The sequence below is a fragment of the Paenibacillus thiaminolyticus genome (assembly GCF_003591545.1).
In the GTDB taxonomy this organism is placed as follows: domain Bacteria; phylum Bacillota; class Bacilli; order Paenibacillales; family Paenibacillaceae; genus Paenibacillus_B; species Paenibacillus_B thiaminolyticus_A.
Genome location: NZ_QYZD01000099.1, coordinates 1 through 1,406, shown reverse-complemented (window position 1 = coordinate 1,406; position 1,406 = coordinate 1). Strand labels below are relative to the sequence as shown.

The 1,406-nt window shown below is 39.0% G+C and carries 1 protein-coding gene; it reads right to left on the bottom strand.

Features of this window, described 5'->3' with window-relative positions:
• A partial coding sequence (locus DQX05_RS30095) for a helix-turn-helix domain-containing protein (protein ID WP_397336337.1) occupies nt 1–160 on the bottom strand: 160 nt, incomplete at its 3' end.
• Between the last annotated feature and the right edge of the window lie 1,246 nt (nt 161–1,406).

Here is a 1,406-nt window from a genome sequence, read left to right as displayed (position 1 = left end):
GCCTTTTAACGTCCCCGTTTTCGATTTTTGATATTGTACCTTTATGTAAGCCTGTCATTTCAGCTAATTGCGATAAAGACATGTCCCTATTGTGTCTGTAGCTTTGTATTAATTCCCCAATGGACAATACTTGTGCCACCCTATACGCACCTTCTCCCATTTTTCAATAATTTACTACCTATATTTTACCATGTATTCATCCATGACACAAACATTTCTTTACATTTCATCCATTTTGCAATTGACACAATAAAAGACAATACACAAAGTAGTTTTGTCTTTTGGTTTATGTGATTTTACGTCTAAGTTTTTTACAATTATTGCCATATATTTTCGACCCCTTGTCATTATTTCAAAGTAAATCCCAAGCAAAACTACGTCAGTATGCTTCCTCGAATCAGCTGGAGCACCGGAAGCTAAGCCAACGTGCTGGAATTTCTGCCCTCTAACCTCACCTTATTCTATCCTAATACTCCTCGTGCCGAATTCCTTCACCTTCAGCGTCAGACTATCCCGGATCTCCGTCCCCGTCCAGATATCATCCTAATCCTTGTCACATGGGGACAAACAGTGCGGACCTAATCGCCAATGTCGCGTCTGCCTAGAGCTGCTTAGAGATATCGGGAATCAAAATTATCGTCCTGAGTCGACCACTGCTCTCCAAGCCAGCTTTCCGACTTATCTGAATTAGAACGTAATCCTGCAAGAGACGCTACGAAGAAAAGCCCTTTTCCGATATTTCAGGAAAAGAGCAAAAAAGTATAATTCGTTTACATTGACAATGCCTTATTGGTTTTTTTTCATATCGTTCTCCAACAGCTTGGTCAGGTCGTATGAAGGATAATATCTGCGATCCAGCAAATAATGGAACACTTTCGCATGCAGGTTGATCGCTGCATTGAGTTGCTTCTTCAGCGTCTGGCATAGTGACGGCTGTTGAAAGAAAATAACGTGCCAGACTGAAAAATAAAGTATTAGACTGGGATAACTATACTAAAAAATTTAGCGTACATTTTGTACAATATGTACGCTTTCATGGTGAAAATTCATTATCTTCAACACATTATATGGACCAAATCAATTATGTTCACTATGTATAATATATGAGCGTTAGTAATCTATTTACTTTGAAGAAGGATCGTGTAGCCTTGATAGATGTTGGTTCTAATGTAGCCTTCTCAATATCCAAGAAGAACACGACACTGCAAGGTTCAGAGTCAAAAGCATATATTATACATAACTAATATGTAAGAAGCTTATAAAATCAATGAATTTTAATCATAAGTCTTGATAAACTGGGAAAATAAAGATGTAAACTAACCATTCAGCTACTCTTCAATCCTGTTTCCTGCGCATCGATTGGACGGAGGGATCGATGTTGCCGGCGCAGCGTGGCCAGTTCAGGC